The sequence below is a fragment of the Sorangium sp. So ce362 genome, from assembly GCF_051519845.1.
GTDB lineage: Bacteria > Myxococcota_A > Polyangia > Polyangiales > Polyangiaceae > Sorangium.
In genome coordinates this window covers 11,916,402-11,943,277 of sequence record NZ_CP150332.1, presented here as the reverse complement: position 1 = coordinate 11,943,277, position 26,876 = coordinate 11,916,402, and the positions used below count along the sequence as shown (strand labels likewise).

Annotated in this window: 21 protein-coding genes; 5 read left to right on the top strand and 16 right to left on the bottom strand. The window is 72.4% G+C overall.

The window, feature by feature from the left end; genetic code table 11:
* Positions 1-98 precede the first annotated feature (98 nt).
* Positions 99-767: a glutathione S-transferase family protein gene (locus WMF17_RS45785; protein WP_437647229.1), complete on the top strand. Its 669-nt coding sequence runs from the start codon at positions 99-101 to the stop codon at positions 765-767.
* Here the strand turns inward: WMF17_RS45785 and WMF17_RS45780 are convergent.
* Together WMF17_RS45780 and WMF17_RS45775 are read right to left on the bottom strand one after the other, a co-directional pair.
* On the bottom strand, positions 764-916 hold the full coding sequence (locus tag WMF17_RS45780) for a sigma factor (protein WP_437647228.1): 153 nt from the start codon (positions 914-916) through the stop codon (positions 764-766). The genes WMF17_RS45785 and WMF17_RS45780 overlap by 4 nt on opposite strands.
* Positions 917-1,097: 181 nt before the next feature.
* Positions 1,098-1,679 carry a hypothetical protein gene (locus WMF17_RS45775; protein ID WP_437647226.1) on the bottom strand — a complete coding sequence of 194 codons (582 nt, stop codon included), beginning with the start codon at positions 1,677-1,679 and terminating at the stop codon, positions 1,098-1,100.
* On the opposite strand from WMF17_RS45775, the gene WMF17_RS45770 reads away from it, so the two are divergent.
* The gene (locus WMF17_RS45770; RefSeq protein ID WP_437647224.1) at positions 1,678-1,917 is read left to right on the top strand and encodes a hypothetical protein; all 240 of its coding nucleotides are present in this window, start codon (positions 1,678-1,680) and stop codon (positions 1,915-1,917) included. The two genes, WMF17_RS45775 and WMF17_RS45770, sit on opposite strands and share 2 nt — an antisense overlap.
* Before the next feature lie 526 nt (positions 1,918-2,443).
* Here the strand turns inward: WMF17_RS45770 and WMF17_RS45765 are convergent.
* The 14 genes from WMF17_RS45765 to WMF17_RS45700 all read right to left on the bottom strand — a co-directional run bounded on the left by WMF17_RS45765 (position 2,444) and on the right by WMF17_RS45700 (position 24,675).
* Positions 2,444-3,286, bottom strand: a complete 843-nt coding sequence (locus WMF17_RS45765) for a hypothetical protein (protein ID WP_437647222.1) — start codon at positions 3,284-3,286, stop codon at positions 2,444-2,446.
* A 64-nt stretch (positions 3,287-3,350) separates the two neighbouring features.
* Positions 3,351-5,189, bottom strand: a complete 1,839-nt coding sequence (locus WMF17_RS45760) for a vWA domain-containing protein (protein ID WP_437647221.1) — start codon at positions 5,187-5,189, stop codon at positions 3,351-3,353.
* A 204-nt stretch (positions 5,190-5,393) separates the two neighbouring features.
* Positions 5,394-7,046 (bottom strand): protein kinase domain-containing protein, encoded by a 1,653-nt coding sequence (locus WMF17_RS45755; RefSeq protein WP_437647219.1) that lies wholly within the window; start codon positions 7,044-7,046, stop codon positions 5,394-5,396.
* A 150-nt stretch (positions 7,047-7,196) separates the two neighbouring features.
* Positions 7,197-11,240: a kelch repeat-containing protein gene (locus WMF17_RS45750; protein ID WP_437647217.1), complete on the bottom strand. Its 4,044-nt coding sequence runs from the start codon at positions 11,238-11,240 to the stop codon at positions 7,197-7,199.
* Entirely contained in the window at positions 11,240-13,549 is a 2,310-nt protein-coding gene (locus WMF17_RS45745; RefSeq protein WP_437647215.1) for a Kelch repeat-containing protein, read from the bottom strand. Before WMF17_RS45745 ends, WMF17_RS45750 begins: the two co-directional genes overlap by 1 nt.
* A 132-nt stretch (positions 13,550-13,681) precedes the next feature.
* A complete protein-coding gene (gene gspC / locus WMF17_RS45740; protein WP_437647213.1) occupies positions 13,682-14,647 on the bottom strand; it encodes a type II secretion system protein GspC in 966 nt (321 codons plus the stop codon).
* Positions 14,648-14,863: 216 nt separating this feature from the next.
* The gene (locus WMF17_RS45735) at positions 14,864-16,414 is read right to left on the bottom strand and encodes a BNR repeat-containing protein (RefSeq protein WP_437599847.1); all 1,551 of its coding nucleotides are present in this window, start codon (positions 16,412-16,414) and stop codon (positions 14,864-14,866) included.
* A gap of 211 nt (positions 16,415-16,625) precedes the next feature.
* Complete coding sequence (locus tag WMF17_RS45730) at positions 16,626-17,855, bottom strand: molybdopterin molybdotransferase MoeA (protein ID WP_437599846.1); 1,230 nt, start codon at positions 17,853-17,855, stop codon at positions 16,626-16,628.
* Positions 17,856-17,909: 54 nt separating this feature from the next.
* A complete protein-coding gene (locus tag WMF17_RS45725) occupies positions 17,910-18,494 on the bottom strand; it encodes a Uma2 family endonuclease (RefSeq protein WP_437599845.1) in 585 nt (194 codons plus the stop codon).
* Positions 18,495-18,610: 116 nt separating this feature from the next.
* On the bottom strand, positions 18,611-20,482 hold the full coding sequence (locus tag WMF17_RS45720) for a DUF2330 domain-containing protein (protein ID WP_437647211.1): 1,872 nt from the start codon (positions 20,480-20,482) through the stop codon (positions 18,611-18,613).
* Positions 20,483-20,611: 129 nt separating this feature from the next.
* Positions 20,612-21,697 carry an ABC transporter ATP-binding protein gene (locus WMF17_RS45715; RefSeq protein WP_437647209.1) on the bottom strand — a complete coding sequence of 362 codons (1,086 nt, stop codon included), beginning with the start codon at positions 21,695-21,697 and terminating at the stop codon, positions 20,612-20,614.
* A gap of 94 nt (positions 21,698-21,791) precedes the next feature.
* Positions 21,792-22,670, bottom strand: coding sequence for an ABC transporter permease (locus WMF17_RS45710; protein ID WP_437647207.1), 879 nt, complete (start codon positions 22,668-22,670; stop codon positions 21,792-21,794).
* A gap of 13 nt (positions 22,671-22,683) precedes the next feature.
* A complete protein-coding gene (locus WMF17_RS45705) occupies positions 22,684-23,769 on the bottom strand; it encodes a polyamine ABC transporter substrate-binding protein (RefSeq protein ID WP_437599840.1) in 1,086 nt (361 codons plus the stop codon).
* A 60-nt stretch (positions 23,770-23,829) separates the two neighbouring features.
* Positions 23,830-24,675, bottom strand: coding sequence for an ABC transporter permease (locus tag WMF17_RS45700; RefSeq protein ID WP_437599839.1), 846 nt, complete (start codon positions 24,673-24,675; stop codon positions 23,830-23,832).
* 353 nt (positions 24,676-25,028) lie between these two features.
* On the opposite strand from WMF17_RS45700, the gene WMF17_RS45695 reads away from it, so the two are divergent.
* The 3 genes from WMF17_RS45695 to WMF17_RS45685 are packed head-to-tail and all read left to right on the top strand — an operon-like array spanning position 25,029 to position 26,750.
* Positions 25,029-25,478, top strand: coding sequence for a DUF2203 domain-containing protein (locus WMF17_RS45695; RefSeq protein ID WP_437599838.1), 450 nt, complete (start codon positions 25,029-25,031; stop codon positions 25,476-25,478).
* Between the two features lie 10 nt (positions 25,479-25,488).
* Positions 25,489-26,067 carry a GTP cyclohydrolase I gene (folE, locus tag WMF17_RS45690; RefSeq protein ID WP_437647205.1) on the top strand — a complete coding sequence of 193 codons (579 nt, stop codon included), beginning with the start codon at positions 25,489-25,491 and terminating at the stop codon, positions 26,065-26,067.
* Positions 26,064-26,750 carry an SDR family NAD(P)-dependent oxidoreductase gene (locus WMF17_RS45685; RefSeq protein WP_437647203.1) on the top strand — a complete coding sequence of 229 codons (687 nt, stop codon included), beginning with the start codon at positions 26,064-26,066 and terminating at the stop codon, positions 26,748-26,750. Before folE ends, WMF17_RS45685 begins: the two co-directional genes overlap by 4 nt.
* Positions 26,751-26,876 lie beyond the last annotated feature (126 nt).

Sequence of the window (26,876 nt, the reverse complement as noted above, 5' to 3'; positions counted from 1 at the left end):
AATTTCGGGCGCTCCGATGGAACGCTCGACGGTCTCGCCGGACCATGACCGCTTGCAGACACGAACCGCTCGCAGACACGCGAAGCAATAAGGCCACCATGACGATACCGATCCTCTACGCCCACCCCTTCTCGTCCTACTCCCAGAAGGCCTTCATCGCCTTCCATGAAAAGGACGTCCCTTTCGAGCTGCGCCTGCTGGAGCCTTCCAACCCGCAGGCCGGCGCCGAGCTGGCGGCGCGCTGGCCGCTCGGCAAGTTCCCGGTGCTCAGGGTCGGCGACGTCACCCTGTGGGAGGCGACCATCGTGGTCGAGTGGCTCGACCAGGCGCATCCGGATCCTGCCCGCCTGATCCCGCCCGATCCGGCCGCCGCACTCCAGGTGCGGATGTTCGACCGTATCTTCGACAACTACGTCATGAATACGATGCAGGTGATCGTGAACAACCGCATCCGCCAGATGCAGTCCAACCCGCGCGATGAGCACGGGGAGGTTCAGGCCCGCGCCGCCCTGGACAAGGTCTACGCCTGGCTCGACGGCCAGCTCGCCGGCCGCACCTGGGCGACGGGCGACGCCTTTACCCTCGCCGACTGCGCCGCCGCCCCGTCGCTGTTCTACGCCGACTGGGTCCACCCCTTCGACGACCGCCCCAACCTCCGCGCCTACTACCGCCGCCTGCGCGAGCGCCCGTCCGTCGATCGCGCTGTGGAGGGCGGCCGCCCCTATCGCCACTACTTCCCGGGCGGCGCGCCGACCGATCGCGATTAGCCCCACCGCTCGATCGCGCGCACGACCGTCGCCTGCGCCAGATCCTCGGCGTCCTGCTCCGAGCGCGTCGGGCGACGCGCCGCGCGCAGGAGCCACGGGAGCTCGGCGAGGAGCCGATCGACGAACGAGGTACGGGGAAACGTGGGCATGGGCTGGGGGGGAGAGCGGGGAGGCTTCACGCCGCCTCGTCCCCCGGACGATCCAAGGACACGGCGACCCCCGCGAAAAGTCCCGACCGCGCGGGAGCTCGGCGGCCACCCCAGGCGGAGCGGCGGGCACGTCCTTCAACCCGACCCGGAAGGGCTCATGGAGCCGGGCACCCCGGCGAGATCAGCCGTCTTGACGCCCGCCGACCGCGGGCGCGGGGACCGCCGCCGCCTCGGGCGCCGTCGAGCGCTTGTAGCGGCGGATCGCCGATTCCCCGATCGTCCGGGTCGCGGCGGTCGCGGCGAGCGCCCCTGTCGCCACGGCGAAGGCCGGGTTCATCGTCGTCACGAGGACAGCCATCGGAGCGGCGGCGCTGGCAGCGCAAGTCGCCACCACGGCCGCGATCTCCTTCACGCGGTCGGATTCGTCGATATCCTTCCCGAAGAGCAGCGCTATCTCGAGGATCAGGTAAAGGTGCATCCTGGTGAGGATGGATGTGCCGGCGACGAACCCCAGGCCTTCGTACATGACGCCGAACCCGGGGATGATGGCGGGCGTATGGACGACGCCGCCCGCGGCGAACGCGATCGCCGCGGTCGATCCGACCAGGTGGCGCGCCTGCTGCTCGGGTGACTCGTCCGGATACATGCGCCGCACGCGGTCCGCCACCTGGCGGATACGGGACTTTCGGAGCCTCAGGACGAAGTAGAGAAAATCATCGGTGAGCAGGCTTTGCTGACCCGCATGCTGCTGCGCGACTGCCATGGGTTGCTCCTTTACAGGCCGCTACAGGAACGCCTCAAACGGATTGTGTCCTGACCAGGAGGACATCGACGCAACGCCGTTCCTCTGCACGCCAGCGGCGATCGCTGCCGCAGGGCGCCGCGGCAGCTTCCGCGCTGGCCCTTGCGAAAAGAGGATCGGCGTCACGGCAGACGGCGTTGCGTTCACACGTGATGGCCAGGACACCGAACAGGTTGAAACCGCCGAGAAAAAAAAATGAACCACAGAGGGCACAGAGTTGTTCATTTTTGTTCCTCTATGTCCTCCGTGTCTCTGTGGTTCAAATCTCTTCATTCCCGGACGTTTCAAGCTGATCAGTGCTCTAGCCGAGATCCTCCCGGCTACTTCTCTCTCATGCTCGGCCGCCGTGCGAGAGCTGTACCGGTTCTCGTCCACCGCTGCGCCGCACGTTCGCGATCGATGTGCTCGCGTGCCCGACCTGTAACCTCGACCCGGATGCCCGGATGCACGCGCGCGAGCTCGCCCACGAGCGGCGCGAGGACGTGCCGGACCATGCCGGTCGCCGCCGTGAGCCGCACGATCCCGCCGTCGCCGCGATCGGACGCGTGCGCGGCCGTCTCGGCGAAGGCCTCCGCCGCGCGCACGGCCTCGCGCGCGGAGGAGCCCCGCCGTCTTCGGGCTTTGCCCGGGCATGCCTTCGTAGCCGACGAAATCATGGCGGTCGAAATCGGCCGTCTTCAGCCGCCCTCCCCGGGGCGGGGACGCCGTCATGTCGGCCTTCCTCCTCAGGCACCCCCGCGCCGCGCGCCGTCCACCTCGTCGGCCGCCTCGAGCGCGCTCTCGATCTCGCGGACGAGCTCGTCCGCCGCCTGCTGCTCCCTGTCGGCGCGCGCCTCCACGGCCGACGCGTCGAGGCGCAGCTCCACCCGCCGCAGCACCTCCGCGACCCGCTTGCCCTCCGTCGAGGCGGCGTCCACACGCCGCCGCTTCAGCGCGCCCAGCGCGGCCTCCACGGCCGGCACGAGCGGCGCGGCCACCACGGGGTCAGCGGCCTTCAGCTTGGCCCGCGTGCGGTTCGCGAGATCGATCAGCTGGCCGAACGGCGAGCGGGCGCGCCGGCGATGCACCGCCCACCCCACCGAGGCGAGCACGCCGAGCCCGAGGAGCACGGCCGCGCCCTGCACGTAAGGGGCGACCGCGGGCGGAACGGGCGGGACCAGCGCGTCCGGCACCTCGACCGTGATGCCCCCATGCAGGCAGCCGCTCAGCTCCTGCGCCGTCTGGAGCCGCGTGCGCGCGAGCGGCAGCAGCCGGAGCGGAAGGCACGGCGCCTCCACGCCCGCCAGCGCGCACGCGGGCGCCGGATCGCCGGTCGCGATTGCGTGGACCTCGTGGGTCACCGGATCGCGGCTCGTCACGTGAAAGCCGCCCTGCTCGAAGTCGACGAGCCCGCCGCTGTCGACCGAGGCGCCGCCGGGCGCCCCCGCGGGCCAGGTCGTCGTCACCGCGTCGATGACCGAGGCGTCCGTCGAGCAAACGAGCTTGCCGCGAAGGACGATCTCGCCGCCCGGCGCCACGTCGACGTGCTGCGCCGCGCGGTCGCGCCGGAGAGGGAAGGTCTGGGTCATGTCCGCACCTCCAGGGTGCCGGTGGCTCGCCGCGCTCGAGGCATCGTGGCCATGCGCCCAGCCCTCAGCGGAGGTGCGCCCGCGAGGCGGTCTCGAGGAGCATCGCGAGCACAAGCGGCTCCCCCAGGCCGCCCGCGGCGCCCGTGTGGCTGCGGAGGCGGGCGAGGCGGTCCGCGTCCTTCAGGAACAGCGGCTCGCCGAGCGCGCCGGCCGCGGCGCGCAGGATGCCCTCCCGCTCGGAGAGCAGCGCGGCGGCGCGGGTGCGATCGCCGAGCGCGATCTGCCGGGCAGCCTCGGACAGGGTCTCGCCGGCGGCGAAGCCCTGGATCGTCCGGGCGACCGACGGATCGACGCTCGCGGCGCTGTCGGCGTCGCCGGTCGCATACGCGACCCGGAGCGGCGCCTCGTCGACGACGTTCTTCTTCGTGACCCGATCCTTGTACTTGAGCTCGATCGACGCGAGGGTCCGCGCATCCACGCCGGCGGGCAGGCCGAGCTCGAGGAGCAGCGCGTGGCCGTCGTCGCGCGAGAACGCCGGGATGAAGAACCGCATCCCGCCCTCGGCGTCGTCCTCGCGGTCCTTCGCGATGCGATCCCGCGTCTGCGCCTGCGCGTCCGCGGCCACCTCGATCGCCCGCACGCGCGCCGCCTCGGCCTCGCTCAGCCGGCGCGACCCGTAGACCTGGAGCAGCTTCACGTCCGGCTTCAGCCGCACCCGGAGCTCGACCGCGGTCGCGACCGGATCGAGCCGCTTGTCGAGCTCGGTCGCGAGCGCCGGGGCGATCTGATCCGGGTCGCGCAGGTAGTAGTACCCGCCGGCCCCGTCGCTCGCGATGCCGCTCATGAGCGCGCCGTCGTAGTCGGCGCCGAGCCCGAAGGTGCTCGTCTGGATGCCGCCCTGGAAGGCGTCGAGCGCGAGCCTGGACAGCCGCTCCGAGCTCGTGATCCCGGCGTTCGCGCGCCCGTCGGAGAGCAGCAGCACGACCTTCACGGCGCCGTCGGGGATGCCCGGCCGGGCGGCCTGCGCGTAGCCGAGCTCCAGGCCGCGGCCGATGTTGGTGCCGCCGCCCTCGGTGATGCCGGCGATCGTGGCCTTGATGGCCGCGCGCCGGGCCCCGACGGGCCCGTCAGGGATCTTCACCGCGGCGTCGCTCGAGAAGGTGACCAGCGAGAAGTCGTCGTTCGCGTCGAGCTTGTCGACGAGCGCCTGCGCCGCGTCGCGCGCACGCGCCATCGGCTCGCCCGTCATGGATCCGCTCACGTCGAGCACGAGGTGCACCGACAGGTGCGGCCGCGCCGCGGGCGCCTGCGCCGTGGAGCGGAGCGCGACGCGCACGTGCACCGGGCCGCCGCCCGGCGGGACCTTCGCGCGCTCGAGGTCGGTGCGCAGGGCGAGCGTCACGCCCTTCGGGACGTCGATCGCGGGCGCGTACCGGGCGCCGACGTCGCTCACGAGCTCGCGCTCGCCGGCCGGGATGATGCCGCGCGCGACGGCCGACTCGAACGCCGCGAGGTGTCCGCCGCCGGGGCGGTACGTGGTGGCGAAGCGGCCGTTCGGGTCGAGGGCAGCCTCGCGGGCCGCGCCCTCGCTCCCTCCCGCCGCGGCGGTGGGGGCGGCGGTGGGCGGCGGTGGGCCGCCGGTGCCAGCGACCCCCTTCCGGAGCCTCATGACGTCCCCGGGCGCGGCGGGCGCCCGCGCCGCCTCGAGCCTGTCCCTCGCGGCCGGCTCGCCGCGCTGCGCCTCCGAGGTCTCCAGCGACGCCGTTGCCGGAGACGGCCCGGAGGGCGCCGGTGCATCGGACGACCCCCTGGGGCTGCACGCGATCCCTCCCGCCCAGAGCCCCAGCAGCAGCCCGCCGCCGAGGAGCGCGCGCTTCGCCCACGCCATTCCGAGTTCGCCCATGATCTTCTCCCTCCCCGCGGACCGAGCGGGTGCTCGGTCAGACGGGCCAGCGCCGCTTCCGTTCTGTCGCTCCGCTCCCGGGACGGCGCCGCCGCGATGCCGCCGAGGATATCCGCGTAGACAGCGCCGGAAGAACGATGTTCGGCAGAGATCGCGCACAGGCCCGCCGCACCGCTCGGGCGGACGAGGGCGCGGGGTCGCCTGCTACTCGATGAAGCGCGGGGGCATGAGCGGGTCATGCGCGATCGTGACGGCGGGTGCGGCGCTCGGCGCGCCGGCGGGTGCGCCGGCAGGGGCCGATCTCACCGTCGCCGCAGGCCGGGGTCTCCTCGCCGGAGCGCGCGTCCGGGGAAGCGGCAGCTCCAGCTTCGGGGGGAGCGAGCCCGCCTCGGTGATGGAAACGTCGCGTTCGATCTCGGATCGGCCCTTGAAGACACGCACCTTGTGGAGGCTCCCGAGCGCGCCCGTGAGCTCGATCGCGCCGTCCTTCGGGGGCGCGGGCACCCCGTCGACCTCCACCGAGGCGTCCGCGGGGACGATCGCCAGCTCGACCCGGTGCTGGACGGGCGCGTGCGGGGCCGCCGAGGGCGCCGCGCGCGGGAGGGCGGAGAGCGCCGTCGAGAGCTCGCGGGAGACGAGGTGCATGCCGGTCATGGCCGCGCTCGCCGGGGCGCCCTCACGGTGCGTCACGACCCAGCCGAGGCCCGCCACGAGCAGCGCGGCGACCGCCACGTGCGCCTTGATCCAGGGACGCCGCGGCGCAGGCGCCCCCTGCCTCCCCCCCGGCGCCTCGCCCGTCTCGAGCGCGGGCGCCGTCGCGTAGTCGATCGACGGGTCTCTCCAGCGGCCCGCGGGGCTCCTCGGCGCCGCGACCGCAGGGCTGCCCCGCCGGTGCACGCGCGGGCCCGCCCGGAGCTCGAACCTGGACGCGACCGTCTGGCGCTCCGACGGCGAGAGCGGGACCAGCATGCCCTCGTCGAGCGAGAGCGGGTCGTCCCCGAGGAGCGGCCTGATCGCGTCGAGCATCACCGAGGCGCACGGATACCGGGCGACGGGCTGGTACTGGAGCGCGCCGTCGACGATCGCGGCGATCTCGGGGGCGATCCACGGCGCGAACGCCTGGACCGGCGCCGGCAGCTCGGCGACCAGGGTGGCGATGAGATCGCCGAAGGCCTCGATGTCCTCGGTCGGCGTGCGCCCCGCGAGCGCGTGATAGAGCACGATCCCGAGCGCCCAGAGATCGGTCCGGTGATCGATGTCCTTGATGCCCCGCGCCTGCTCCGGGGACATGTAGCGGGGCGTCCCGATCATGCTCCCGGACCGGGTGAGCCCCGTCGTATCCCGGCGCGGCTCGTGGGCCGGCTTGATCTTGGCGATGCCGAAGTCGAGCAGCTTCACGATGAGCCCGGCGCCCTCCTCGCGCCGCGCGAGGAACAGGTTGGCGGGCTTGATGTCGCGGTGCACGACGCCGGCGTCGTGCGCCTTCTGCAGGCCGACGCAGGCCTGCGCCACGATCCGGAGCGCGAGCCGCGGGGGCAGCGGGCCGAGGCGCGAGAGGAGCTGCGCGAGGTCCTCGCCGCGGAGCAGCTCCATCACGAGGAACGGCGAGCCCGTCTCCGCATCCACGCCCGTATCGAGCACGCGGACGATGTGCTCGGTCTGGATGGCGCTCGCGGCCCTCGCCTCGCGCTCGAACCGCTCCAGCGCAGAGCGGCTGCGGACGATCTCCGTGTTCATGATCTTCACGGCGACGCGGCGCCCCTGCTCCGCGTCGTCAGCCTCGTAGACAGCCCCCATCCCGCCTCGGCCGAGGAGCCGGACCAGGGTGTACCTGCCGTTCAGGGTCGTGCCGTCCACAAGAAAGGTTTACTCTAGAAGATGTAGTCGGCGTCTCAATCCCGATGCTACATCGACCCGCGGATCCGGGGCATCCGTGCTCGACCGTTGGATTCTTGCGTTCTCACGCGCCGGGGTCCGACCGGGTGCCGGCCGACCGCGCGCACCGCGTCAGAACGTGTAACGCACGCCGATCTTGGGCGCGATCGCGACCATCACCTCGCCGGCGAGCGGCTCCTCCTCGAACCTGGCGAAGAACCCGCGCTCGGCGTCGATCCTGCCGTAGACGCCCTCCGGGGGGTTGGTCCACACGGGCTCGTTCAGCCGGACCAGGACCGCCGCCGCGAGGCCGGCCGTCACCTCGAGGTGATCGCCGAGGCGCAGGCCGCCGCGCACCTCCGGCGACATCACGAAGAACCTCGCGGGGGCCCGCGCCACCGTCGGATCGAGGTGGAATTCCACGCTGCTGCTGGAAGTGAACGTGCCGCTGCGCTCGTCGCTCACCGTGCCGAGCAGGGCACCGGCGCCGAGCCGCGCCGAGAAGCGGTGGCGGTCGCCGAGCGACAGGCCGGCCCAGCCGCCCGCCAGAAAGCCGCGGAGCGCGAGGGCATCGTCGGCTTCGCCGGAGCTCTCCGGCAGGCGATCCTGGATCTCCAGCGACGTGCGCCGGGCGGTCACGGTCTGTTGCACCTGGAGGTAGCCGGTCGTCACGCCGAAGCCGAAGCCGGACCGGAGCTCGTAGCCCGCGTGGACCGCGCCGAGGCCGCCTGCGCCGATCCCCAGCGAGCAGGACCCCCGGCACTGGCCCGCGGCGCCGCCGCCGAATGTCGGCAGGAACGCCGGGCCCGCGTCGAGCTCGACGAGGAGCCGCCCCGGCGGGCGCCCGAGCGCGACGCGTTCGAGCGCGACGGAGACGACCACGCGCGCGTCGCGGGCGAGGATCGCCTGGCGCCGCGCGATGACGAAGCCGCCCGCGGAGACCTCGACCCGGTGCCGGCCGGGGCTCAGGCGCCCCTCCCAGATGCCGCTGCCGAGCGGCACGCCGTCGACGGCGACGCTCGCGCACACCGGCGTGGGCTCGATCCGGAGCGTCGCGCTCAGCTCCTCGGCGCGCAGGGCGAGGGGCGTCGTCTGCTTCAGCCCGATGAGCACGGAGGCGGGCATGGTCCCGAGATCCCCCGCGCCGCGCAGCTCCACCGTGTGCCGGCCGGGCGAGAGCGGCCCCTCCCACGGCGTCTTGCCGACGGTGTAGCCGTCGACGAGCACGTCGAGCGCCTCGCCCCTCTGCTCCGTGACGCGCAGGCGCCCCGACTCCACGAGCTTCTGGAGGCGCGACAGGATGCGGACCACCTGCCCTCCGGCGACGTCGACGCGGGTCTCGAACGGCTCGAAGCCCTCCTTGTAGACGCGGACCACGTGGCTGCCCGCGCCGATGCGCAGCGGGGCGGGCAGCGGGTAGTCGCCGCGGTGCTGGCCGTCGACCAGGATCGAGGCGCCGATCTCGGCGTCCGCGACGTCGACGGTGCCGACCAGCCCGCGCAGCCGCACGACGGCCTGCTGCGCGGCGTTCCTGGTGTCCGCCGGCAGCCGCTGCGAGAAGTCGCGGAGCAGGATCTCGAAGAGCGCGAGCGCCTCGTCGTAGCGGCGGAGCTGCTGGAGGCACAGCGCCGCGCTCGAGGTGGCGCTCCAGGTCGGATAGTGCTGCCGCGACGCGAGGAACTCGGCGAGCGCTGCCTCCCAGGCGCCTTGGCGATAGAGATCGAGGCCGCGCTCGAAGTGGGCGCGCGCCTCGGCGACGGGATCTTCGGCGGGTGGAGGCTCGGCGACGTCCGGAGGCGACGCGGCCGCGGGCGGCGCCGCGGGAGGCGCGGCCGCGGGCGGCGCCGCGGGAGGCGCGGCCGCGGGCGGCGCCGCCAGAGACGGCGCAGGGGGGGCCGGAGCCGCGGCGGGCTGGGCGAGCGCGGCGGCCTCCGCGCCGAAGGCGGCGGCGAGTGCGAAGAGGGTGAAGAACGCGCCGGCGGCGCGGCGACGCCGCCGGCGCGCGGCGCCGAGCGCGAGGAGCAACGCACCGGCGGCGCACGCCGCGGCGGAGGCGGCCCTGCCCGGCCCGGCGCTGCAGCCGGCCGCGGCGCCCGGCGCGGGTGGGGGCGAGACGCAGTGGCCTCGCAGGTTGCAGACGAAGCCCGGCAAGCAGTCGTCGAGCGAGGCGCAGCTCTGCCGGCAGGCGCCGATCTGCGGGTCGCATCGATAGGCGATGCAGGCCACACTCACCTGCGCTGGACAGGCGGAGGACGCCAGCGTGCACCGCGCCGGCTCGACGGTGAGGAGGTCGCCGTCGCACCTGGACGGCGCGCAGATCGAGCCGGCCTTCGCCGGGCTGCCTGCCTCGCCGCAGCGCCCCTCCGCACCCTGGGCGCTGCAGGTGCCGCAGGGACAGGGCGCGTCGCAGCAGATCCCATCGACGCAGAAGTCGGTGGAGAAGCAAGCGGACGCGGCGGTACATGCCTCCCCCGGGGCCACGGCGAACCGCTCGGCCTCCGCGAGCGTGCCGTCGGCGTTTTCTCCCCCTGCCACCAGCACCTCGCCGCTCGACAAGCGCGTCGCGGTGTGCCCGCTGCGCGCGTAGGTCATCGAGGTCGTGACGGACCAGGTGTCGACCGCCGGATCGTACCGCTCCGCGCTGCCATGCAACGTGCGCTCGCCGTCTCCGGCCACCAGGAGGACCAGGCCGTCTGGTAGCAGCGTTGCGGTGTGGCCATGCCGCTCGCGGGTCATCGAGCGCGTGAACGTCCAGCGGTCAGCCTCCGGATCGTATCGCTCCGCGCTCGCGGACGGGGTGTGAGCATCATAGTCGCCGCCCGCCACCAGGACCTCGCCGTTCGGCAGCAACGTCATCGTGTGCCCAGCGCGCGCTCGATTCATCGGAGCCGTGGGCGTCCATGTGTCGGCCTCGGGGTCGTACAGCTCCGCGCTGGAGAGCGTGTCGGAAGCGAGAGTTCCGCCTGCCACGAGGACCTCGCCGCTCGAAAGCAGCGTCGCCGTGTGCCAAATGCGCATGACGTCCATCAGAGCCGGGACGGTCCATGTGTCGGCCTCGGGGTCGTACAGCTCCACGTCCGCCTCTGGATCGCCGCTGCCGCCCACCACGAGGACCTCGCCGCTCGGGAGCAGCGTCGCCGTGTGCCCACCGCGCAGCTGATGCATCGGCGTCACGACGGTCCATGCGCCGGTCTCCGGGTCGTACACCTCCGCGCTCTCGAGACTGATTCTATCGTGGAAGTCAGGCCGCTCGCCGCCCGCCACGAGGACCTTGCCGCTCGAGAGCAGCGTCGCCGTGTGCCCGCCACGCGCGTGGTTCATGCTCCCCGTGAAGCTCCAGGAGTCGGCCGCCGGGTCGTACAGCTCCGCGCTGTCGAGCGTGAGGAACGCCTCTTCTGCGAGGCGCACGTCCCAGCCGCCCGCCACGAGGACGAGGCCGCTCGGCAACAGCGTCGCGGTATGACCGCGCCGCGCAGCGTTCATCGCGCCAGAGGTCAGCACCCACGCTGGGTCGACCAGCACCGCCTCGCCGCCCGCGTCCACCGAGAGCTCGATACGCGAGCCCCGCGCCCTGAGCGCCATGGCGACAGGCCGCCCCGAGGACGCATAGGCCCGCGGCGCCGAGACGCGCAGCACGGCAGCCCCCCTCCCCGCCTCGACGAGCTCCACCGCCTCGCCGCGCGCGCGCAGCGTCACGCCCTCCACCTCCCACGCCGCCACCACCTCGCCGCGCGCGATGCCTTCGTCGAGCAGCAGCCACTCCTCCACCCCGTGCTCGGTCGCGGACCAGAACGACGTCCCCCCGCTCCGCCGGTAGGCCACGGCCTGCCCCACCGGTGTCCCCTCCCCCGCGGCGCCGAGCTCTCGCACCTGCACCTCGACCCCCGCCGGCGTGCGGAACCGGATGGGCTCGCTGCCCTCGCGCGGCAGCACCACATGAGGCCGCGAGGGCCTCCCGCTCACCTCTGCCGAGCCCAGATGAAACCCCTCGCCGTCGCCGGCGAACGCCTCGCGCGCCTCGAGCACGGCGGCAGACTGGCCCGGGAACTGGCGGCGCAGGCTGTCGGCGGACGCAGGCGGCTCCGGCTCGGCGCTGCAGCCGGAGAGGCATGCGGCAACCCAGAGCAGCAGGGCGGAGCGCGGCAGGACGCGCCTGAGAAAACCGCACCGGGACATCAGGAGTCCCCCGGCCGTCGCTTGGATTCCCCCCAGAAAACCGAGGCTCTCCGCTGCGCGACGGCGAGGAGCGCGAGGACCACGGCGCCGAGGCCGCCCCACGAGGCGCCCGCCGCCGCGACGGCTGGCGCGACGCTGCAACCCGGATTCGCGGCGGGTGGAGGGCGCACGCAATGGCCGGAGAAGTCGCATGCATGGCCTGGCACGCAGTCCTGCAGCGAGCTGCACGTGACCTTACAGGTGCCGCTGGCCGGATCGCAATGGTAGGGCGCGCAAGCCACGATCTCCCTGGCCTCGCTGCTCGGGACCGCGCAGCTGGCCCCATCGGCGGGGCAGAGGACCTGCGTCATGCTGTGCGTGTCGTCGCTGCACTGCGCCGGGGCGCACACGCCGTCCTTGGGCACGGCGGAGCAGGCGCCGAGCCCGTCGCACGATCCATCACAGCCCTGGAGCGCACATTCACCGCGAGCATCCCGGCCCCTCGGCTGAAGGACACAGCGGCCGAGAGACGAGGGCATGGCGCACGAGTGGCAGGGCTCGGAGCACCGCGATTCGCAACAGACACCGTCGACGCAGGCGGCGCGCCCGCAATCGGCGTCCGACGCGCACTCGCCGCCGATGATCGAGTACCGCTCGGGATAAGCTGAAGAGCCGACCAGCAGCACGTCGCCGTTCAGCAACCGTGTCGCGGAGTGCTCCGAGTACCAGGCGCTCGTGGATCCCGCGACGGTCCAGGTGTCGGCCTCCGGGTCGTACAGCTCCGCGATCCTGGCTGACGGGCTGTCCACGTCGTACGACTCACCCGCCACAAGGACCTTGCCGTTGAGCAACGGCGTCGCGCTGAACACGTTGTCGCGCACGACCATCGGGCTCGCCGGGAACCACGTGCCAGCGGTCGGATCGTACCGCTCCGCGCCCGGGCGGCCCACGGCCAGGACCTCGCCGCTCGGCAGCTGCGCCAGGATCACGGGAACATCGTCTATGGCCTTCGTCGAGCCCGTGAGCGTCCATGTGTCGGCCTCCGGGTCGTACAGCTCCGCGCTGCCCTGAGGAGCGCCGCGCAGGCGCCCTCCTCCCACCACGAGGACCTTGCCGCTCGGCCGCAAGAGCGTCGCGGCGTGGAACGCGCGAGCGACGTTCATCGGTGCCACGGGCGTCCAGGTGTCGGTCGCGGGGTCGTACAGCTCCGCGCTGGAGGGGAGAGTACGGTCGCTGTGTATGCCGCCCGCCACGAGGACCTTGCCGTTCGGCAGCAGCGTCGCGGTGTGCAAGCGCCGAGCCTTGGCCATGGATGCGCCGAGCGTCCAGGTGTCGGTCTCTGGGTCGTAGCGCTCCACGGTGTCCACGGTCGCCCACCGGGCGCCCTCGGACCCAACCCTGGGGGCCTCGGCTTCACCCCCGACCACGAGGACCTCGCCGTTCTGCAACCGCGTCGCGGTGTGATAGCGGCGCCCTGCGCGCAGGGGAGCAACGAGGCTCCACGTGTCATCTGTCGGGTCGTACAGCTCCACGGCGGCGGTAGAACCGCCCGCCACCAGGACCTTGCCGCTCGGCAGCAACAGCGTCGCGCTGTGCCTATCCCTGGGTGCAACGTTCATCCTGCCGGCCGGCTCCCAGGCGGGATCCACGAGCGCCGCCTCGCCGCCCGCGTCGCCCATGTCGACCGACAGCTCGACGCGCGCGCCGCGCACCCGGAGCGCCGGCGCGACAGCCCGCCCCGAGGCCGCATGGGCGCGCGGCGCCGTCACGCGCAGCACCGGCGCCCCGCTCTCCTCGTCCAGGAGCTCCACCGCCTCACCCCGCGGCCGCAGCGCCGCGCCCTCCACCTCCCACGCGGCCACCACCGCGCCGCCCTGCGCGACGCCCTCGTCGAGCAGCAGCCACTCCTCCACGCCCCCCTCGGTCGCCGTCCAGAACGACGTCCCGCCCGCGCGCCGGTAGCTCACCGCGCGCTCCGCCATCACGCCCTCGCCCGCAGCGCCGAGCTCCCTCACCCGGATCTCGCCGCCGCCCGCGAGGCGGAACCGGATCACGCCGCTCCCGTCACGGGGCAGCTCCACCTCCGGCCGCGCAGCCCGCACCCACGCCCCGCCCGGCTCGGTCGCCGCCAGCCGGAACCCGCCCGCCGCCGGGGCGAACGCCTCGCGCGCCGACAGCACCGCGTCCGCGTGCGCCGGAAAGCGCAGGCGCAGCGCCGCGGCCGAGGTGTCCTCCGGCTCCGCGCCGCAACCGCCGAGGAGCAGCGCGGCTGCGATGAGCGGTGATGGCGTCGCGAGCGGTCGTCTCGATGAAAAGGATGTTGCCGGCACGGCGCGTCTCGTGGCGCCGAGTAGAGCAGGCTTGCCCCGACGCGCCTAGCCTCCCGCGGCGACGGCGCGATCGCGCCATCGCGGTCGGCACGACCGCGACGCTGTCGCCGGGGACCTGGCCGCCACCTCGCGTCAGCGGATGTTGACCTTGAGCCTCACCGGACGGCCGTTGCGCTCGACGACGACGGACAGGCTCTTGTCGGACTGCATGCGCGTGTAGGCCATCATGGCCTTCTGCGGGTCGGTCAGGTCGATGCTGTTGATCGACTTCACGAGATCGCCGGTCTGCAGCCCGAACGACTCGAGCAACGAGCCGGGCTTGACCATCATCTTCAGCCCGACCACCTGGTTGTCCCGCATCTCCGGGATCGCCGCCGATGTGTTCGTCACGATCTCGGGATTCTCGAAGATCTTCGCGGCGGCCGATCGATCGATGTCGAACTCCGTCTCGCTCACGCGCTTCATGCGCGAGGCGATCTCGGGCGGGACGTCGCTCCTGCCGGACGCGCGGGACGGGCGCTCGCGGGGCGGCTCCGGCGCCCTGGGCTGCGACTCGGGCGCCTTCTTGCCGTCATTGCCGCCCTTCTTGCCGAGCTGCATCTGGCAGCGCGCGCCCCCCGACGTCATCCACACCCGGTCCCAGGCGATGTGCTCGACCTTCCTGCCGGCGATCTGCCCGCCGCGCCGCCCGAGCGCCGTGCGTCCGCCTTCCGCCTCGACGGCCGCGAACGACCATTCCGGATCCTCGGACACCGCGATCAGCACGACGCGGCCTGTGTCGCACGGAGGCGCGAGGTAGGGATCGAGACTGGAGAGATCCGCCTGACCGGCGAGCGCATCGCTCGGCCGGGGCACGAGCGGCCCTGTGATCGAGTCGAACGGATTGCGCTCCAGGATCGGCGCCGCGCTCGGCGAGCGGTCCTCGGAGGGCGGCTCCTCGACGAGCGCTGTCGCCCGGGCAGCGGGAGGGGCGCCGTCCCGCGCGATCTGGTGGGCGATGAGGTGAGATACCCCGGAGGCCTGATAATACGCGGAGACCGCGACCATTCCTCCCAAGATGAATATGAATCCGCGCTTGACGAACGCGTCGGGGCTCATTGGTAACGCTCCTCCTGGCGGGAGCGCGCCGGGGCTCGCAGCGCGCGTGTCCCTTGCCGCCGCGGCGGTCGCGGCAGTGCACGCCCTCGCCACCGGCAACACTGCGTGTCAGGACGAGCACCGAGCGTGCCCGCTCACGGGTGGATCGCGGCGCGCCGGCGGGAGTCCGGCCCGGGCAGGCGCGCGCTCAGGGCGGAGGAGCGTTCCTCGCGCGGCTCACCGGAGGGCGTACTCCAGGCCCCAGATGTTCACGGAGCCCCGCTCCGGATAGTACACGGTGAGCTCGTCCGAGGTCTCGAGCCGGGCTGTGTCGATCAGGGGATCGGAGAAGAAGCGGCCCGAGTCGGAGGCGTCGAGGAGCGTCCAGGTCGCATAACCGTCGCTCGGCGAGGCGCCGGCGATGCGCAGATCCGGGAGGATCGCGTAGACGTTCTCGGTGGAGGAGATCGCGAGCTTGCCCCGGAAGTTCTCGATGACGCGCAGGCCGAGGCCGTGTCGCGCCCAGGTCCCCTCGGGTTCCCGGACGTAGTGGAAGAACTCGCTGCGCGCCCGGGCATTCGTGAAGTTCGCGCTGTCGGCCTCGGCGTCGGGGAGGTGCGAGAGCAGCACGTGGACCCGGCCGCTCGCGTCGACCGCCATGTGCTCCTGGTTGATGAGCCCTCGGTTCTGGCCGATGGCCCACACGGAGAGGCCCGCCGTGCTCCGGGTGACGAAGGAGGCGCCGGTGGTCGCGACCTTGTCACCCGCGTTGTTCTGCCAGGTGCGCCCGTGATCATCGCTGTAGACGTACAGGAGGCCGTGGTTCGTTGTCGCGTCGGGCGTGTCGCGCCAGCACCAGGCGGCGTGCAGGCGCGAGCCGCCGCGCGTATACGCGAGGCCGTGCAGGTAGGCGTTGATGCTGGCGTCCGTCCCCTCGATGTACTCGCCGAGCGCGCTCCAGGCGTGCGTCGTCGTGTCGTACTCCCACAGGTGCTCGTCGCCGCTCCCGCTCTCGCCGATCCGCGCGCTCAGGAGGAGCTTGTTGCCGCCGGGCTCGGTGACGAACCGCGGGTACGTCACGAGACGCACGGTGGTCGATCCGACCAGCGCGCTCGAGACGGCGCTGAAGCTCGCGGCGGCCCAGGCCGTGCCCTCCGGGTCGGTCAGCAGCCCGGCGACCGAGCGGCGGTAGTGCAGCGTGCTGCCGTGGTGATCGAAGGCGAGGTGAAGCGTGCCGTCACCTGGCGCGATCCCGAGAGAGATCGTGTTGTGGGCGTCGTCGGCGCTGAGCCGGTGGTCCTTGAAGTCGAACTTCTGCCACGCCCCGGCGCCCCCTCCCGGGCTGGCCGGCAGCTGCCGGCGCGCGAGGACGACGTTGCGGTTCGTGTTCCAGAAGGCCGTGTACTGGTAGCCGCCGAACGACACGATCGCGTCCTGCTGGAAGGATTCGCCGTTGAGGTAACCACCATAAGACACCACGGTGAGCCCCGACTCCGCGAGCTTTCCCTCGGCGAGCTTGACGATCCCGGGCGCGACGGCTTCCGCGCCGCCGCCGCCGGAGGTCGTTGCGCTCGTGGTCGTGCCGCTCGCGGCCGTGTCGCCGCCCGCGCCGGTGGCTGCGGGGATCGTCGCTCCCGTCGCGGCGCCGGCGTTCGCGCCGCCTCCGCCGGCGCCCCCGCCCGAGGTGGAGCCTTCGGGGGTCGTGTCGTGCTCGCCGTCGCTGCAGCTCGCAAGGCAGCCGGCCGATGCGAGGATAAGCAGAACGGAGAAGGGAAGGCGGAGGGTCATGTGTCTTGCCCGAGGGTACTGCCGTTCAGCGGCGGCACCAAGCGCCGCCGGCGCCGGCTGAGCCGGTCAGCGACGCTTCGGCTTGCCAGCCTGCGTTCGCGGTGCACACGGACGGCCCATGAAGATCCTGATTCTGAGTGGCACGTTGTTCGCCGGCCGGCACCTCACCGTGTACAAGGCTCCGGCCTCGACCGACCCCCGCCGCCTCGCCTCACGCGTCGTAGAGCAGCACCTCGACCTCGGCGCCCTCTCCAACCGCCACATCCTCGGCTCGCACGATGACAACGCCGTCCGCGCGCGTCGTCGACGACAGGATGGACGCGCCGCTCGTCGCCAACGGAAACACCCGGTCCCCCTCGACACGCACCCTCACGTAATCGACGCGCCCCGGCAGCGAGGCGATCTCGCCCGCCACCACGCACCGCTTCCGCCGGTGCGGCCACGCGCGCGACAGGCCGCCCAGGGCGCGGATCGAGGGCCCGGCGAAGAACTCGTAGGCGCAGAGGCACGACACCGGGTTTCCCGGCAGCAGGAACACCGGGCGCTCGCCCGCCAGAAAGCCGAACCCGGCGGGCTTCGCCGGGCGCATCGCGACGCCGTGGACCACCACCTCGCCCAGCTCCGCGAGCACGAGCGGGGCGTGGTCCTCCGAGCCGACCGACGACCCGCCCGAGACCAGCACCACATCCCCGCCGGCCGCCTCGAGGGCGCTCCGGACGGCCTCGCGCCGGTCGGGGACGTAAATGACGGCCACGTCCTCGACGCCGTCGCGGCGCGCGAGCGCCGTGAGCACCAGGCTGTTCGTGTCGACGATGCACGCGCCGCTCGGCACGCTCCCCGGCGGCAGGAGCTCGTCGCCCGTGATCAGGATCCGCACCGACGGCCTCCGCACGACGCGCACCTCGGCGACCCCGGTCGAGGCCAGCACGCCGACGTCCTGCGGGCGCAGCCGGCGTCCGGCCGGCACGACCTCCGCGCACTCCAGCACGTCCTCGCCGATCGACGCGACGTGCTTGCCGGCCGGCACGGGCGCGCGCATCCGCACGACCGCCACCCCGTCCCGGCCCGCCGCCTCCTCCGCGTGCTCCGCCATCAGCACCGCGTCGGCCCCCTCGGGCACCGGCGCGCCGGTCGTGATCCGCACCGCCTCGCCCCGGCGGATCGCCCCCGCGTGAGGGCGCCCGGGGAACGACGCGCCCACGAGCGCGAGCTCGACCGGCGCGCCGGCGGTCGCGCCGGAGGTCGCCTCGCCGGCGAGCGCGTAGCCGTCCATGGCCGCGCGGGCGAAGTGCGGCACGCTCACCCGGGCCAGCACGCGCTCGGCCGCGACCCGCCCCGCCGACCGGGCGATCGGCACCGGCTCGTCGCCGAGGCGCCGGACGCGCTGCTCCAGCACATCGAGAGCTCGCTCGACCGTCGTCTGCTCGCGAAATCCTCGCATCCGGACGTCGCGCATCAGGGCTCCGTGGTCAGGGCTCCGTGGACCGACGGCCCCTCAGCCCGCAGCGGAGGTCTCGAGCGCGCCGCGGTAGACCTCGTCGACGTCGAGCGCGCCATCGATCGACGCGAGCCTCGCCCGCTCGCCCGGCCCGGCCTCGTAGAGCGTCCACGAGTCGTCCTCGTTGCGCCGGAAGACCTCGATCCTCCGGTGCGCCTGCGAGACGAGCACGTACTCCTTCAGCGAAGGGATGCGGCGGTAGTGCGCGAACTTCTCTCCCCGGTCGTACGCCTCCGAGGAGTCCGACAGCACCTCGACGAGCACAAGCGGGTTGACCACCGCGTCCTTGTCCTCCGGATCGCGCACAAGCTGGCCGCAGACGACGCTCACGTCCGGGTAGGTCGCGAGGCCCGTCGCGAGCACGCGCACGCGGAGGTCGGACGAGAACACCTCGCAGGGGCGCCGGTGGAGCTGCGCGCCGAGCGTCACCGTCACCCGGGCCGCGAGCCGCGCGTGCTCCGGCGTGCCGCCGGCCATGTCGAAGATCTCGCCGCCGAGAAACTCGTGCTTTGTAGGGCTCGCCTGCTCCTGCTCGAGGTACTCGGCGTAGGGGAAGGAGAGCTTGCGGGCGGGTGCGTTCACGTCATGGCCTCCCGCGGGAGTATGCCACGGGAAGCCCTCCTCCGGCACCGCCCGCTCCCGCCGCGGCGCCACGAGCCCCCGCCGCGGCGCCGGCCCGCCCGATCCTTACCGCCGGCTTACCGCCGGTTGCTCCGCCGCGGCCGGCTCGCCCGCCGGAGCGGCGCGATCAGCGCGAACACCCCGAGCGCCATGACCGACAGCTTCGGCCCCCGCTTCTTCCGGGCGCTCGGCTGCCGCTCGCCCGCGATCGAGCAGTCCTCCGACTCGGCGGAGTCGTCGGAGCCCCCGCTGCAGCCGTCGTCCTCCGCGTAATACTCGTCCTCGGACTCGCTCGTGTCGCCGCTGCAGCCGTCGTCCTCCGCGTAATACTCGTCCTCGGACTCGCTCGTGTCGCCGCTGCAGCCGTCGTCCTCCGCGTAGTACTCGTCCTCGGGCGCAGGCTCGCTCGTGTCGCCGCTGCAGCCGTCGTCCTCGTACTCCTCGTCGTAATAGTCGTCCTCGCCCTGCGGCTCGTAGTCGTCCACGACGACCGTATCGGCGGTGCCGGCGCAGCCGCAGCCCATGTCGGCGACCGGCTCGTCGTCGTAGTGGTCGTCGACGATACCCACACCCGACGAGCCGCCGGTCGTGCTCGATTCGCCGGTGCTCGGCCCGCCGCCCAGGCCCCCGGGTCCGCCCACGCCCGACGAGCCGCCCGCGCCGCCCGCGCCGCCCGCGCCGCCCGCGCCGGTCTCGCTGGAGCACGCATCCAGGCGGACGGCGCCGGCCCTCACGATCGGCGAGACGGACGCACCGGCCCCGAACGTCAGCGGCCAGTCGGCGCCGGCCTGCCCGGCAGCGAGCCGGAGCGAGACGCGGGTGAGCCACACCGACGACGGCGCGAGCCCGGAGAGCCCGACCGCGAGATCGTCGGCGACCGGGCCGCAGCGCAGGAGATCGGGATCCGTCTCGTCCCGCCGGGGCGACTCCGCGCAGTCGAGCGACCCGTCGACCACGCCGAGCGCGGCGCGCGGGCAGCTCGCGGCGACCGCGAGGCTCGACTCCAGCGCGGCCGCGGCCACCGCGGCGCACGCTCCCGGGCCGTCGCCGGCGTCGCCGTACGCGCTCACGCGCGCGAAATAGGCCGCGATCACGCTGTCCACGCTGTCGCTGCCGATGGCGATTCGGCGGCTCAGCGCCTCGTGGCCCGCGCCCTCGACGAGCGCCCCGTGGAGCCCCGCCTGGCCGAGGGCCACGGCGCGCAGCGCCTCGTAATCGCTGCGCTGCGCGCCCGCGTCCCAGCTCAGCGAGGCCGGCGGGAGCGTCACCGGGGCCGCGCCCGTCAGCGCGCCCCGGCCGTCGCCGAGGAGCCACGCGGTCACGCGCACGTCGCCCTCGCCCGCCCTGGCCAGCGACAGCGGCAGGCGCGGCTCGCCGCCGCCCATGGCGATGCGCAGCGTCCGCGTGATCGCCGGCCCGCCGGGCGCATCGAACCGGGCCGCCGCGAAGCGCATCCCCTGCAGCTCGCCGAGCTGCGCGGCCGTCTCGGAGGAGAGCGCGAGCCCCGCCGACTCCGCCCAGCGCGCGACCGCGACAGCGTCCTCGAGCACCGTCACCTCGAGCGGCTCGAGCGTCGCCTCGTGCGCGAGCTGCCCGACCGTGTGGAACGGGCCCGGCGCGCCCTCCTCCCCGGGGCAGCGCGGGGCGACGCCCTCGGGCGGGAGCACGCGCGGCGCGGTCGCCGCCTCGAGGGCCTCGAACCACGCGTCCGAGCTCACGTCGAGCGCCGCGAGCGGCGGCACCGGCACGACGACCGCCACGGGCCCGCGCGCCCCGTCGAACCGCAGGCTCGTCCAGAGCGTCGTGCGCTCCGGCCCCGCCGCGACGGCGACGCGCTGCTCGACGGACGCCTGTCCGGCGCCGGGCAGCCACGCCCCCGCGGCGAGGACGTCGCCGGGGAACGAGAAGAGGACCGCAGGAACCACAAGCGCAAGCGACCGTCGGGGCATGCGAGGCCGATTGGCAAGCCCCATGCCTTTCATCGTACGCGGCATTCGAGCCCGACTTCCACGCTGTCGCGTCCGGATGAGAACCGCAGTTCACGGCGCCCCGGCGCCACACCGGCGCCCCGCGGCGGGTCACTCCTCGTGGACGATGACGATGTCGTCGGGGTGGAGGTGGCAGAACACCCTGTCGCCGGCGTGCAGCGCGGCCTGGACGGAGCTCTCGTTGGCCACCACCGCCGTGAGCGCGAGCCCGGAGTCGGTCCGGAGCCGCAGCTGGTCGGTGGCGCCCTTGAACAGCTCGTCCTCGACGTGCGCCTCGAAGCAGTTCTCCAGGACGCCGTGCCGCTCCTTGCGGAGCGCGATCTTCTCCGGTCGGATGGAGATGAGCGCGCTCTCGGCCCCGCCCGCGAGGTGCTCGGCGTTGACGAGGAGCTCGATGTTTCCGTCGAGCCGGACCCGCGCGCGCTCGCCGCTCCGCGAGAGGACGGTCGTCCGGAGGATGTTGGCCTGGCCGATGAAGCTCGCGACGAACGTGGTCTTCGGGCGGTGGTAGATCTGCGACGCGTCGCCGAGCTGCTCGATCCGGCCCTTGTTGATCACGGCGATGCGGTCGCTCATGGTGAGCGCCTCTTCCTGGTCGTGGGTCACGAACACGAACGTGATCCCGAGCTTCTTCTGGAGCTCCTTGAGCTCCACCTGCATGGCGTGCCGGAGCTTCGCGTCGAGCGCGGAGAGGGGCTCGTCGAGGAGCAGCACCTTCGGGCGGCAGACGATGGCCCGCGCGAGCGCGACCCGCTGCCGCTGCCCGCCGGAGAGCTGCGACGGCCTGCGCTGCTCCATGCCCCCGAGCGACACCATCGCGACCGCGGCGCGGACCCGCTCGGCCAGCTCTTGCTTCGGGACCTTCTTCATCCGCAAGCCGAAGCTGATGTTCTCCTGCACGGTCATGTGAGGAAACAGCGCGTAGCTCTGGAACACCTGGTTGACGTCCCGCCGGTAGGGCGGCTCGTGCGTGACGTCCTTCCCGTCGAGCAGGACGGCGCCGCTCGTCGGCGTCTCGAAGCCCGAGATCATCCGGAGCAGCGTCGTCTTCCCGCACCCCGAGGGGCCGAGGAGGGTGATGAACTCGCCCGCCTCGATCTGGAGCTCGACCTCGCTCACGGCGTGGAAGCTGCCGAATCGCTTGGTGACCGCGCGGAGCTCGACCATCACGTCCATCGATTCACCTCGAGGAACAAGGAGGACGACTCGGCGGCGCCGGAGACCGAACGAGGTTCACCGAAGACCCGCAACGAAATCATCACCGTGCTCATCACGCTTCCTGCTCCTTGCGCAGGCCGAGCAGGAAAAACAGCGAAAACAGGAGCAGCAGCGCCATCCCGAGCGCGGCGCCGAACGGCCAGTCGCGCGCCTGCCCGAACTGGTTCTGGATGACATTGCCGACCATCGGCACGCGCGACCCGCCCATGAGATCCGTGATCGCGAACATCCCGAGCGCCGGGATGAACACGAGCAGGACGCCCGCGAGGATCCCCGGGCGCGTGAGCGGGACGATGACGTGCGAGAAGGCGGACACGGGCCCTGCGCCCAGATCGAACGCCGCCTCGATGAGCGCGTTGTCGAGCTTCTCGACGCTCCCGTAAATCGGCAGGATCATGAACGGCAAATAAGAATAGACGAGCCCGATGACCACCGCCGTCGGCGTGTACATGATGTCGAGCGGCGCCGAGATGATCTGCAGGTAGAGCAAGAGCCCGTTGAGGAGCCCCTCCGACTTGAGGATCGACATCCACGCATACGTCCGGATGAGGAAGCTGGTCCAGAACGGCACCATCACCAGCATGAGCAGCCTGTTCCGGACGCCCTCCCGGGACCGCCCGATGAAGTACGCCACCGGATAGCCCGCCACGAGGCAGATCACCGTCGTGATGGCGGCATACTTCATCGAGCTCACGAGGATCTTGAGGTAGGTCGCGTCGAAGACCCGCGCGTAGCTCGACAGCGAGAGCTCGAAGACCACCTGCCCGAGCTCGTCCCGCTCGCAGAAGCTGTAGACGAGCATGATCGCGGTGGGCGCCACGACGAAGGCGAACAGCCAGAGCAACAGCGGGGCGAGCAGCAGCCACCCGCGGACCCCCGGCCTGCGCCGCGGGCCCTGGAGCTCGATGACCTGCCCGGTGGCCGTGTTCATGACGCCCCGCCGCTCACTGCGATGCCTTGAGGTCCGTCACCAGCTTGTCCACGTCCGCCGCCGCCTTCCCGATGTCGTGGAAGGTCTCCATCCCCGCGAGGGGCGGGTAGCTCGCCGGGTTGGCGAGCTGCTCGGGCGTGAGCAGCTTGCGCGCCTCCGCGTTCGGGTTCGTGTAGGGGAACTTGTCCGAGATGAGCTTGCTGACCTCCGGACGGAGGATGTAGTTCATGAACATCTCCGCGCCGATCTTGTTCTCGGCGTTCTCGGGGATCGCCAGGCTGTCGATCGCCTTGTGCGTCCCCTCGGTCGGCAGGATGAACTGGAACTTGTTCCTGTCCTCCTGGTAGAGCAAAGCCGCCTCCCCGCTCCAGATGACGCCGATGTCGACGTCGCCGTTGAGCAGCGCCGTCTTCGGGCTGTCGGAGTCGAACACCTTCACGAGCTTGATCCACTCCGCCAGGGTCGGCTTGACCTTCGCGAGGTTCTCCGGCGTCACATCGTTGGCGTTCATCCCCATCGTCACCATCACCCAGGACACGATCTCGCGGGCGTCGTTCAGGGCCACGATGCGCCCCTTGTACTTCGGCTGGAACACGTCCTTGAAGCCCTTCACGGGCTCCTTCACCTTCTCGGTGTTGACGACGATGCCGACCGTCGTGCCCATCCACGGGACCGTGTACTTGAGCTCCGGATCGTGCGGCTGGTTCCTGAACGCGGGCGCGATGTTCTTCAGGTTCGGGATGCGCGCCTGATCGAGCGGCTTCAGCTTCTTCTGCTTGACGAGCGCCTCGATCGCGTACTCCGAAGGCTGGATGAGGTCGTACCGGGTGCTCCCCGCGAGGAGCTTCGACAGCATCTCCTCGTTCGAGGCGTAGGTCTCGTAGTTGACCTTGATCCCCGTCTCCTTCGTGAAGCCGTCCAGGATCTCCTGCGGGATGTACTCGGACCACCCGAAGAGGTTGAGCTCGCCGCCGGCCTTCGGCTCGGGCGCGCTGCCCGAGCCGGTCGCCTGGGGCGCCGGGCCCTCCTTCTTCCCGCAGCCGAGCAGGGCCACGAGGGGGACGAACATCAGGATGAGGAGCGCTGAGATGCGTTTCATTGGCCTGTTCCTTGTCTTGCCTGCGCCGGCGCAGGCGCTCGCGCCGCGCGTCGGTCCCCTTCAGCTCTCGTCGGGGAGCCGCCTCGCGGTGCCCTTCAGCGACTCGGCGACCACGACGAGCATCGCGGTCGCGACGATGAACACGGTCGAGATCGTGTTCAGCATCGGGTTCAAACCGACCTTCGCCATGCCGAACACCTTGATCGGCAAGGTCTCGGACTTGGGCCCGCGCGTGAAATACGTGACGATGAGCTCGTCCATCGACAGCGTGAACGACATCAGCGCACCGGAGATGATCGCGGGCAGAAGGTAAGGCACCATGATGAGGAAGAACGCCTCGAGCGGCGTCGCCCCGAGGTCCAGGGCGGCCTCCTCGAGGGACGGGTCGAGCCCCGCGAGCCGCGCCTGGACGGCGATGAGCACGAACGGGAAACAGAAGGTGACGTGCGAGATGATGACCGTCGTGAAGCCGAGCTCGAGCTCCACCGTCTTGAAGAAGATGAGCAGGCTGATCCCCATGATGATCTCCGGGATGATCATGGGAATGAAGATCAGCGCGGTGATCGACCGGAGCGCGGGGAACCTGTACCGGTAGAGCAGGAAGGCGCCCGCCGTGCCGAGGACGACCGAGAACGCGGTGGTGATCGCGGCGATGATCACGCTGTTGCTCAGCGACTCGATGAGCGGCGACCGGCGCTCGTCCCCGAGGTGCGCGACGAGCTCGTCAAAGAGCTGCCCATACCACTTGAAGGTGAACCCCTCCCACACCACGCTCATCCTCGAGTCGTTGAACGAGTAGACGACGAGGAGCAGGATCGGGAGATACAGGTAAATGAGCACGAGCCCGCTCCAGCCGCAGAGGAGCAGATTCGACAGCTTGATGCCCGACATCGTCCGGAGTCGCATGCGGCGGCCTCGCAATCTTACAGGATCGCTGCGCGAGCGTATCGCTTGAGGAACGCCGGTTGCAACACATTGCCGGGTGAAGGGGAAGGGGCGGACACGGCGGAGGTGAACGCGGCCACCCTGGCTGTCGTTCTTCGTGACCTCCGCGGCGCGAGGGCGGGCCCGCGGCGCGTGGTCAGCGCAGGCGACGTTGTCGCGCGTCGGCGGGCCCGGCCGCGGCCGCGGCCGCGGCCGCGGCACGTCGACCGTGCCCGCGCGGCGCATCCTTCCGGACAAGCCCTTGACACCGCACTCTCCTCCGCTTACCGGCCCTGCATGACTGGGTTGTCGCGCCGCCTTTCAGGTGAGGTCCCGTGAACACTCCCCGCATCTGGACGATCGAAGAGGCGAACGCGCTCGTCCCGGAGCTCTCGTCGCTGATCCGCCGGCAGCTCGCCCTGGCGAGCGATATCGAGCGCAGCTGGCAGGAGCTCGTGCACGCCGTGCAGAGCCCGGCGGTCACGCCCGACCAGCTCATCGAGCTGGCGCGCAGCGGCAGCGAGCAGGCGCGGGCGCGCGAGCGCGCGCTCTCGGAGAAGATCGCGGCGTACGAGTCCGGGTGGCAGGAGGTCGAGGAGCTCGGGGTCGTCGTGAAGGACCAGCGGATCGGGCTCTGCGACTTCTATGGCCGCCTCGGCGACGCCCTCGTCTGGCTCTGCTGGCGCTACGGTGAGCCGGCGGTCGACCACTACCACGGGCTCGAGGCCGGCTACGCCGGGCGCAGGCCGATCACCGCCGCCACGCGCCGGCAGCTGCTCAACTGATGGGGCCCCGGTGATCGATCGGCAGAGAGCAGCCCGGGCGATCGAGGAGTTCCTCCGCGCCCTCGGGCGCGACGTCGAGGGGGAGCTCGCGGGCACGGGCGAGCGCGTCGCCGACGCATGGGCCGACGATCTGATCGAGGGCGAGGCCATCGACGTGGCCGCGGTGCTCCGCGAGGGCGCCATGGAGACGGGCCCCTTCGAGCGCGGCCTCGTCGTCGCGCGCGATCTCTCGGTGACCACGATGTGCCCGCACCACCTGCTGCCGGGGCACGGCACCGGGATCGTCGCCTACCTGCCGGGCGCGCGGGTCGCCGGCATCGGCACGATCGCGCACGTGCTCGACGCGCTCGCGCGACGGCTGACCCTGCAGGAGCGCATCGGCGGGCAGCTCGTCGAGCTGCTCGTCGCCGAGCTCGGCGCGCGCGGCGCGCTGTGCAAGCTCACGCTGACCCACACCTGCCTCATCGCCCGCGGCGAGCGCAAGGCCGGCGCCCTCATCGAGACCGTCGCGGTCGCCGGCGCGTTCGCCGATCCCGGCCCGGAGCGCGATCTCGCCTTCGCCGCCGCGCTCTCCGGGGGGCGGGCGTGAGCGGCGTCGCGGTCGTCACGGGGCCGAGCCGCGGCATCGGCCGCGCGACGGCGCTCGCGTTCGCGCGCCGCGGCCTGTCCGTCGCGCTGCTCGGCCGCCCGAGCCCGCGCCTCGACGCGGTCACCGACCAGGTCCGCCGGCTCGACGTCGCCGCGCTGCCGGTCCCCTGCGACGTCGCCTCCGAGGAGCAGGTGGCGCGCGCCTCCGCCGAGGTCGTGGCGTGGCTCGGCGCGCCCCGCGTCGTCGTGAACAACGCGGGCGTCGTGCGCCGCGGGACGCGGGTCCACGAGACCGCGCCCGCCGCCTGGGACGAGGTGATCGCCGTCAACCTGCGCGGCCCCTTCCTCGTCGCGCGCGCCTTCCTCCCGGCCATGCTGGCGCAGGGCCGCGGCCGGCTCGTCCACGTCGGCAGCATCTCCTCGACCCTCGCGTCCCCGGGCAACGCCTCGTACGCCGCCTCCAAGTGGGGCCTCGTCGGCCTCTCGAAGAGCCTGGCCGAGGAGCTGCGCGGGACGGGGCTCCAGTCCATCGCCGTGCTCCCCGGCTCGGTCGACACCGACATGCTCGCCGGGAGCGGCTTCCCCCCGCAGATGAGCGCCGACGACGTGGCGCAGCTCATCGTGTACGCCGCGCTCGACGCCCCCGACGCCGTGACCGGCTCGGCGCTCGAGATGTTCGGCTGACGAGGCTCGGCCGAGCAGGCTCGGCTGGCGTGCCCCGGCGTCGTCGATCCCCCGCCGACCGCGCGCGGCCCGGCCTGCCCGCCGAGACCGATGTACGTGGGGCCGCCACACCCGTTCCCCCCTGGC